This is a genomic window from Amycolatopsis sp. NPDC021455, from assembly GCF_040640995.1.
Classification (GTDB): domain Bacteria; phylum Actinomycetota; class Actinomycetes; order Mycobacteriales; family Pseudonocardiaceae; genus Amycolatopsis.
Genome location: NZ_JBFACT010000138.1, coordinates 1 through 8,078 on the forward strand (window position 1 = coordinate 1; position 8,078 = coordinate 8,078).

6 protein-coding genes are annotated in these 8,078 nt (G+C 70.9%); 3 read left to right on the forward strand and 3 right to left on the reverse strand.

Translation table 11 applies throughout. The features are described from left to right. The 3 genes from AB0G28_RS48715 to AB0G28_RS48725 form a co-directional block, all read right to left on the reverse strand. A partial coding sequence (locus AB0G28_RS48715; protein ID WP_361106337.1) for a YcnI family protein occupies window positions 1-796 on the reverse strand: 796 nt, incomplete at its 3' end. A 13-nt stretch (window positions 797-809) separates the two neighbouring features. Then, window positions 810-1,910 (reverse strand): multicopper oxidase domain-containing protein, encoded by a 1,101-nt coding sequence (locus AB0G28_RS48720; RefSeq protein WP_361106340.1) that lies wholly within the window; start codon window positions 1,908-1,910, stop codon window positions 810-812. Window positions 1,911-1,995: 85 nt separating this feature from the next. Beyond that, window positions 1,996-4,824, reverse strand: a complete 2,829-nt coding sequence (locus tag AB0G28_RS48725; protein ID WP_361106343.1) for a plastocyanin/azurin family copper-binding protein — start codon at window positions 4,822-4,824, stop codon at window positions 1,996-1,998. An 867-nt stretch (window positions 4,825-5,691) separates the two neighbouring features. Here AB0G28_RS48725 and AB0G28_RS48730 point away from each other — a divergent pair. The 3 genes from AB0G28_RS48730 to AB0G28_RS48740 are packed head-to-tail and all read left to right on the forward strand — an operon-like array spanning window position 5,692 to window position 7,954. Next, window positions 5,692-6,192 (forward strand): MmpS family transport accessory protein, encoded by a 501-nt coding sequence (locus AB0G28_RS48730; RefSeq protein WP_361106346.1) that lies wholly within the window; start codon window positions 5,692-5,694, stop codon window positions 6,190-6,192. Window positions 6,193-6,197: 5 nt separating this feature from the next. Continuing rightward, window positions 6,198-7,073 carry a hypothetical protein gene (locus AB0G28_RS48735; RefSeq protein WP_361106349.1) on the forward strand — a complete coding sequence of 292 codons (876 nt, stop codon included), beginning with the start codon at window positions 6,198-6,200 and terminating at the stop codon, window positions 7,071-7,073. Window positions 7,074-7,084: 11 nt separating this feature from the next. Continuing rightward, window positions 7,085-7,954 (forward strand): carbon-nitrogen hydrolase family protein, encoded by an 870-nt coding sequence (locus tag AB0G28_RS48740; RefSeq protein WP_361106352.1) that lies wholly within the window; start codon window positions 7,085-7,087, stop codon window positions 7,952-7,954. The last annotated feature ends 124 nt before the right edge of the window (window positions 7,955-8,078 follow it).

The window sequence follows — 8,078 nt, forward strand, 5'->3', positions numbered from 1 at the left end:
CAAGGTCGTCGACGGCGCGGACCTGAAGCAGCTGGGCGTGCCGGACTGGGCGATCGAGCCCGCGAACAAGACAGACCCCGACCTTCGGCTTGCGAGCGACCGGGGAAGGCTTGGGCGGGTCCTGCTTCGCCCGCCGTCGCGACTGCCACGCCCAGCCGCACGCGGCGATCGCGAGCGCCAGCCCGCCACCGCCGAGCGCCCGCGCGGTCGAGTCGGTCGCGGCGGCCGCCGGCTCGGCGACGGCGGGGGCGGGGGCGGCCGCGGCGGCCAGCGTCAGCTTCGGCGCGGGGTGCTCCGGCTCGGCGCCGCTGCCGTCCGGCACGTCGATCCAGCGCACCACCGAACCGTCGGAGTAGGTCTGCAGGGCCTTGAACACCAGCTGCCCGGTGTCCTTCGGCAGCGGTCCGAGCGAGACCAGGAACTGCTGGAACTGGCCGGGCTGGATCTGCCCGCCCTGCCACACGATCGAGGTGACGGCCTCGGTCACCGTCCCGTCGTCGGTCGCCACCGGCTGGGGCAGCTTGGACCGCTGCGGCGTGGCCGTCCAGCCGGGTACCGGCTGCACCGAGACCGACGCGAGCGGGTGGTCGGCCGGCAGCACCACTTCCAGTTTCACCGTCGATGCGCCCGGCTTCTCGTTGGGCACGTTGAAGGCGACACGGGTGTAGCCGCCGGGGGTGGCGGTGTCCGGGGTGACCGTGACGTGGGCGAAGGCGGCCGGCTGGACGAGGAACACGCCGGCGGCGCCGAGCAGCGAAACGGCGGCGACCCGCCGGGCGGTGCGGGAAACGGACATGTCGGCTCCAGGTTCAGTGGTGCTGTTGCGGGGAATCGAGGACACCCGGCAGGCCGGGCAGCGGGACGGTCGCGGGGTGGACGTCGGCGATCGTGACCATGCCGGTCATCCCGGACGCCACCTCGGAGTGCGAGAAGACGTGGCAGTGGATCATCCACTTCCCGGTGCGGACCGGGACCCAGATCAGGTCGTAGGTCTGCCCGATCCCGACGGTCACGGTGTCCATCTGCTGCGGCACCGCGAGCGGACGGCCGTCCTGGGCGACCACGGTGAAGTACCCGCCGTGGATGTGGATCGCGTGGAACATCTCCGGCCCGGTGCCGATCAGCCGGATGTGCACCCGCTCGCCGACCTTGGCGGCCAGCGGCGTCGTCGCCGGGTAGCTCTTGGCGTTGAAGACGAACCCGAGCGGGCCGTCGCCGGTCATGATCCGGAAGTCGCGTTCGGCCGGGATGTCCCCCAGGGTCGGCACGACCTCGAGGGCGCCGTAGAGGCCGCGGCCCTCCTGGTCGCCGTCCTCGTGCGAGTGGTACCAGTGCGTGCCGGTCGACACCGCCGTCCACTCGTAGGTGAAGCTCTGTCCCGGCTCGATGTCGTGCTGGGTCAGCATCGGCACGCCGTCCTGGTCGTTCGGCAGCTCCATGCCGTGCCAGTGCACCGCGGTCGGTTTCGCCATGTCGTTCTTGACGACGATCCGCACCTTGTCACCCTGGTTGACCCGGATGACCGGGCCCGGCAGGTGGCCGTTGAACGCCAGCGCCTGCTTCGTGCGGCCGGGCTCGGTCTCCCAGGTCAGCGGGGCGGCGGTCAGGTGGAACTCCTTGACCCCGTCCTTGAGCTCCCACGCCGCGAGCGTGGTGCCGTCGCCGAGATCGGCCTCGGCCTGCGACTGCTGGCCGAACGCCGTCCCCAGTGGACGCTGCAGCAACTGCGTGACCGCGGCCTGTTCGACGGTCACCGGTTCCGCCGCGCTCACCGCCGAGCGCACCGGGCCGACGGCCGCGGCCGCGGTCAGCCCGATCGCCGAGCCGAGGACGGCGTAACGCAGGGACCGGCTGCGCGGGAGCCGGAACCGCCGGGCCGCGCCCGTGCCCGGCCGTGGTGGAAAAGGCATCGAATTCCCTTCTGGAGGACGGAAACCGCAGGGAAGGGCCGGGGACGGCGCGGCGCGCCGCCCCCGGACCTCCTCGGATGTCCGGCTACTTGCACACGGTCGCGAAGGCGACCGGATTGCGCTGCCGGCAGGTCAACTGGTCGTTGACAGCGTTGCTCGGCGCCTGCTTCGCCCAGCCCTCGTAGGCGAGCGGGATCGGGAGCACACCCATGCCGCCCATCCCCGCGTACCCGGTGACCTGGTCGTCGGTCGCCGTGTTCGGGCCGGCGGTCAGCACCATCCGGCCGACCACCGCGGCGTCGGACGGGTTGCCGTCGCCGTTCGGGTCCGGGTCCACCACGGACATCGCGTTCGAGAACTTGCTGGAGACGTAGGCGTAGTAGCCGCCGCCCTTCTTGGCCCCGTAGTTGATGCCGTGGCAGCCGGAGTCACAGGGCAGCCACTTGACGATCTTGTCCGTCTTCGGGTCGATCACCGTGATGTTGTTGGTCAGCGTGTTCGCCACCAGCACCGCGGAGTTGTCCGGTGCCACGGGGATCTGGATGTCCAGACCACCCCAGTCCCCGGACGGGCCCTTGACGGGGTCGTAGTTGGCCCACAGGTCGATCTTCTTGTAGTGCTGTTTCGCCCCGCCGTCGGCGACGCAGGCGTCGGCCTTCAGCGAGATGCACGAAACGGTGGCACCGGAGAAGTCGGCCTCGTACGCCTTCGAGCCGTCCGGCGTCATGCCCGAGGCGATCGGCAGTTCGCCGGTCTGCTCGTGCCGGATCTGCCCGCTCGGGATGTCGACGACCGTGGCGTTGTACAGGTTGACGTTGGGCGTGATCATCGTCGACCCGTCCCCGGTCATCCAGTGGGCGTGCGGGTGCGCGACCTTCTCCCCCGGCAGCTCGACCGGGATACGCCGGTCGATCTTCGTGGCGTCGGGCGAGAGCTCCATCACCGCACCACCGCCGTTGAGCGCGACGTGCAGCTGCCCGGTGTCGGTCCGGCTCATCACGTGCGATGGATCCGGGCCGACTTCGATCTGCCTGATGAACGCACCGCTGGCCCGGTCGAAGACGTCCAGCTTGTTGTTGAACCATTCGGTCTGGTAGATGACCTTCTCGTCCTTGTCGGTCCACATGTTGTGCGGGTTGTTCATGTTGACCTGGGGCAGCGCGACCTTCCGTTCCACTTCCCAGTTCTGCACGTTCACCCGCGTCGCGGTCCCCGGCTTGGTCTTGTGCGCCGTGGTCTCCATCTCGGTGTCGACCCACACCTCGCCGACGCCGGGTACCGCCGGTTTCTTGTTGGCGGCCGCCAGTTTCTTCGGCACGCCCTGGTGTTCCTTGAGGTACAGGCTCAGCAGCGGGATGAGCTGCGGGTTGCCCGCCTCGTCGTAGGTCAGGATCGGCGCCGGCGGGTAGTCCGACGGGTTCCACTCCGTTTCCTGCGTGCCGCTGTAGGTCTGCCAGTTGCCCGGCGCGGTGATGTTGAAGAACTTCGTCACCAGCTGCGTGATGATGTCCGCGTTGGACGGCACGACCAGGTTGCGGCTGTTGACGTGCAGCTTCTTGCCGAAGTCCAGGCCCGGGGTGAGCGGGTCGTCGACCACGACCGCACCGAGCATGTACGGGTGGATCTTGCACTGGAAGGCGTACAGGCCGGGCTCGGTGAGCTGGACGGTCTGGTTGCCCACCCAGGCCCCGCCCTGGTCGTACGGGAAGCCCTTCGCCCCGTCCGGCCAGATCAGGCTCGTCGCGGTGTGCGCGGACGCCGCCGCCGGCTGGTTCACGCCGAAGTTCACCGTGACCGGCAGGGTGATGTCGTTGCTCGCCCACTTCTTCAGCTCGTCGAGCAGGCCCATCAGGTCCGCGCCCACCGGCAGCTTGTCCAGTGACACCGGCACGTTCGCCGGTTGCGCCGCGACCTGCTGCTGGAACTGGTCGAGCAGGCTGTTCGCCCGCGCGGCCCGGGCGTCACCCGCGGGCAGGACCTGGCCCACCGCGCTGCGCAACGCGCCGATGTTGAGCAGCTGGGCGGGATCGACCCCGAGGTTGCCGACCTGCGGGGTGTTGCTCCCGCTGGGCAGCAGCTTGCTGAGCTGCGAAACGGCTCCGCCCAGCAGGTTGCTCGCGCCTTGGCCGTCCAGTGCGCCGTTGCCCAGCAGCGGCAGCTTGGACAGGTCGAGCGACGGCAGCAGGCCGAGCACCTTGCCCAGGTTGAGCCGCGGCAGCTCCGCCACGGCCAGGGACTTGGTGCCGAACAGGTTGAGGTTGGTGTTGTACCAGGACCCGTTGTCGTCGGTGAGCCGGAAGCTGACCGGCAGCGGCCCGACGCCGATGGGGGATCCGCCCGGCCCGGTCGTGGTCGGGGCGGGCGTGCCGCTCGACGGCGGGGCCGTCGTCCCCGGTGGCGCCGTCGTGGTCGGCGGAGCGGTGGTGGTCGGCGGGGCCGTCGTGGTCGGGGGCGCCGTCGTCGTCGGCGGGGCCGTGGTGGTCGGTGGGGCCGTCGTGGTGGGCGGGGTGGTGCCGCCGACGTGCACCGCCATGAACATGTCGGGGTGGAACCGGCAGGTGATGTTCACCGTGCCGGGGCTGGAGAAGGTGTGCGAGAACGACGCACCCGGTGGCATGTCGGGCGAGTTGATCTCGCCCCCGCCGGACTGCACGACGCTGTGCACGGTGCCGTCGGTTTCGGTGTTGGTCCAGGTGACGGTGTCACCGACGGCGATCGAGACGTCGGCGGGGTTGAAGCTGAGATTCTGCTGCTGGACGTTGGTCGTGGCCGCCGACGCCGGAGCCGGCCCGGTGAACACGACACCGAGGGTGCTCAGTGCCACGGTCGTGGCCAGCACCAGGGCGCGTGAGGCTCGGCGGCGGCGCCAGAGCCCGCCGGAGGAGAACCTGCGCAACGGATGCGATGGACGCATCGTCTTCCCTTCTCTTCGCAGGGGCAGCGCGGGCCACCGGGGTCCCGGTCGGGTGGGCCCTGGTGGCTCGGTGCTGCACGGTTCTTCGGATGGGGTGAATTCCGCTGGCCGCGCGAAACCCGCGCCCGAGTCCGGCCACTCGGGTGGGAGATTCGCGGAGCACGGGCCACGTCGGCGGGGCCCGGCCGCGATACGGCCGTTCCGGTGTTCCCCGTCCGTTCGGCTGATGCGCCATCTGGTCCTCATCAATCGACCGAACGCCGTGGACGTGGAGCCACAATTAGGGCGGCGGCGCGTGTACAACGCTTCTCGGCGCTGTTAACTGTGGATTACCAAGACCCCTTGCCGAGTTCTTTCCGGAGTGAAAGACGTAATTATCCGCACCGGAAGAAGAATGACCGGCAATTCAAATAGGTGCCACCGGGCCGCACTTTCGATCTCGTCGAAAGGTTCCCCGTTCCCGCTGATCGCGGGGTTCCGGTCGGCCGACCGGACATCCCGGACGACTGGCACCTATTTGCCCCGGAAGCGAATTACCGCCCACCCCGCAACGGCTGCGTGAACTAGGCCACCCAGCCGAGCGCACCGCTCGGCCAAACAGCGCTCTGACCAGCCAATATCCGCTGCTGCTCCGGTTCCGCGGCGGTCGTTTCGGGCAGGTTAACGCTCACCTCCCGGCCCGGACGGCCCCATTCGGCGGCCTCTGGTCAGAACGGCCCAAGGCGTGCCACCATGTCGCCACCAGGCGCCGGCGAGGCCGCGCCTTTCGTCTTCCGAGATTCCCACATCGGCGTGCCGCGCACCTGAGAAGACTCCAAGAAAGCGAGCTGCTGCCATGATCGTTTCCGCAGACCGAAGGAGCCGGCCTTGACCACGGGAACGGCGAAACCGAAACCGCCTGAGGAAAAGCCGTCCCCCCGGAATCGGACGGCCCGGCTGGCGCAGCGCACCTGGTGGCTGCCCTGGGTGCTCGGGGCCGCCGCGGTGGCGGTGGCGGTGGTCATCGCCACCGACGTGTTCACCCCGGACAAGCCCGCCGGCTGGGACCAGGTCCGGCTGCCCACCACCGAGCACCAGGTCGTCTACTCCGTGACCGGGGCGGGGAAGTCCCCCGAGATCAAGTACGTGATCGACGGGGTGAACGGCACCGAGACCGTCGTGAACGGGGATCTGCCGTGGCGCAAGGAGTTCACCCTCAAGGTGGGGCCCGGCCTCGGCGTCGTCCAGGTGCTGGCCGCGAACAACGAAACCGCGGAGTCGATCGGCTGCACGGTCAGCGTCGACGGCAACGTGGTGCACCAGGCGTCCTCCCGCGGGCCCGGCACCCAGGTTTCCTGTTCGTCCGTGATCCGCCCGGCCACGAGGTGACCCCGATGGAAATCCCTGCCGTGCCCCGTGTTCTCGCGGTCACCGCGGTGGCCGCGGCGCTGGCCGCCGTCACCGCGACGCCGTCGGAGGCGGCCGGGTCGCTGGTGCTCGACAGCTGCCTGGTGACCGTCCAGGGCGAACCGGGTCAGGCGGTGGCGCTCAAGCCCGCGGCGGTGACCCCGCAGATCCTCGCCGCGCTGGCCCCGCTGGATCCGCTCAACGTGCTGCGCCCGGCGTTCTCCGGAGTCTGGCAGGCCCTTCCGCCGATCGCGCTGGGCTCGATCGGCGCCACCGACGGCCTGATCCCCGGCAGCGCCGTCGGCGACGCCGTCCTCGGGGACCTGCGCAAGATCTCGTTGCTGGCGCCGGTGATCGACGCGCTTTCGCCGTCGGTGCGGGCGTTGCTGGGCGCGAACTGCGGGGTCACGACCAAGCCCGGCACCCCCGCGCCCGCCCCGGCGTCGCGGCCGCCGGCCGGCACCCGGCCACCGGCCGGCGGCACCCCCGCACCGCCGGCTGCCTCCGGTGGCCCCGGCGCCCCGCCGGCCACCGGGACGACCGTCACCAGCCCCGGCCTGCCCGGCGCGGTGCTCGGGTCGCAGTTCCCGGGGGTGGCCGGCCAGGGCGGCGTCCCCGGGCCCGGCATCCCGCCGGACCGGGTCGCCTACGACTACGGACCCGCCGCGGTGCCCCAGATCCCCACGGTCGACGCCCGGCCGCAGGACCTCGGCGGGCAGTCGACCGGCTCGGCCCAGGCGCTGCCGGCCGCTCACGACGGTGGCATCAGCCGCTCGACACTGCTCGCCGGCCTGCTGCTGGCCCTCGTCGGCACGCAGTGGTTCCGCCGCTGGGCATTGCACCGCGCCGGCAAGACCAGCTAGGAGGAGCGTGGATGGGACTCACCCGGATCGCCACGGTCGCCGCTCACTTCGGCCGCGACCTCGCGTTCGGCCGGACCCGCATCGCGGCGCTGATCGAGGAAGCCCGCCAGGCGGGCGCCGCGCTGCTGGTGCTGCCGGACGGCGCGCTCGGCGGCTCCCTCGCCGGCTTCGGCCCGGCCGACCCCGACCACCTGCCACCGGCACTCGCCCCGGACGGCCCCGAAGTCCACGAAATCGCGGCACTGGCCGGAAACCTGGTCGTGTGCTTCGGCTACACCGAGGCAGGCGAAAACGGCGCCCGGTACACGGCGGCGGCGTGCGTTTCCGGCGACGGTGTGCTCGGCCGGCACCGCAAGGTGCACCTGTCCGCGGCGGAGGCCCTGCTGCACCTGCCGGGCCGCGGGTTCACCGCGTTCGACACCCCGGCGAGCCGGCTGGGCATGCTGCTCGACTACGACAAGGCGTTCCCCGAGTCCGCCCGCGGCCTCGCCGCCGACGGCGCCGGAATCGTCGCGTGCCTGTCGTCGTGGGCGACCAGCAGCCGGAGCCCGACCCTCGCACGGGATCGCCAAGCCCGGCTGTTCGACGTGTACGACTGCGTGCGCGCGGCCGAGAACCAGGTGGTGTTCGTTTCCGCGAACCAGGCCGGCGTCATGCACGGCACCCGGTTCTTCGGCCAGGCGAAGATCGTTGCCCCGAACGGCGACACCCGCGCGCGAACCGGCTCACGGCCCGCTCTCGTGGTCGCCGAACTGGACGTCGAGGCGGAACTGGCCACGGCCCGGCGAGCCCGCGACCACCTCGGCGAGCTGCGCCCACTGGCCACGGCCGCCGCCCATCCTCAGCGGAGCATGGCGAACCAGGGCCGTCCCTTGGCTTAGGGGCATGTCGCCGTGATCATCGAGGCTTTTCGCGTGATCAGCTGGGTGTGCCTCTGGTGGGGCGCTCGTTCGGGGTTGAAAATGGGGGTTGGTCGCTCGCTGACGTCGTAGCTCTGTGGTCGTT

Excerpts from the sequence above, each read along its gene's own strand:
- AB0G28_RS48720 (WP_361106340.1), bottom strand. The coding sequence starts at position 1,910 with ATGCCTTTTCCACCACGGCCGGGCACGGGCGCGGCCCGGCGGTTCCGG.
- AB0G28_RS48725 (WP_361106343.1), bottom strand. The coding sequence starts at position 4,824 with ATGCGTCCATCGCATCCGTTGCGCAGGTTCTCCTCCGGCGGGCTCTGG.
- AB0G28_RS48735 (WP_361106349.1), top strand. The coding sequence starts at position 6,198 with ATGGAAATCCCTGCCGTGCCCCGTGTTCTCGCGGTCACCGCGGTGGCC.
- AB0G28_RS48740 (WP_361106352.1), top strand. The coding sequence starts at position 7,085 with ATGGGACTCACCCGGATCGCCACGGTCGCCGCTCACTTCGGCCGCGAC.